Raw genomic sequence first — 408 nt, 5'->3', positions numbered from 1 at the left:
AGGAGCCGATACGCCTCGCTGTCATAGAAATCTTCGCGTTGGATGATGATCGGAATCTGGGTTGTCGCAAGCTGAACTTCGACGACAACTGGCGCTTCATCATAAACTGCACGCACATCGGGGCGCCGGCGGCCCCCTTCGCTGATGAGATATGCATCGATAATTACGCTTTCCGGCTTGGTCCGGCGATCCGCCGTGAGGAGTTCACCAACAATGTTTTTGATCTTCGCATGCAACGGACTTTCTTGAGCGCCGTCAAACTGCTGCGCACTGACTACGTCCACGCCGGAGGGCATCCCGGTCCACCATAAGCAGTCCTCAGGAGCGCCCGGATGATGCTTCCAATAAGGCTGTCCGGTTCGACCTTCACGCGGAGCGTAGACCGCATGCCCGCATAAGCCACAAACG

Annotated in this window: 1 protein-coding gene; it reads right to left on the bottom strand. The window is 56.9% G+C overall.

Translation table 11 applies throughout. From position 1 onward, the window contains the following. Nucleotides 1-284, bottom strand: a 284-nt coding sequence (locus tag HBA93_RS18950; protein ID WP_353619403.1) for a DUF6035 family protein, incomplete at its 3' end; no start/stop codon positions are given. Nucleotides 285-408: the final 124 nt, after the last annotated feature.

The organism is Ochrobactrum sp. SFR4, assembly GCF_019730395.1.
Lineage (GTDB): Bacteria > Pseudomonadota > Alphaproteobacteria > Rhizobiales > Rhizobiaceae > Pseudochrobactrum.
This window is presented reverse-complemented; position numbering and strand designations above follow the sequence as displayed.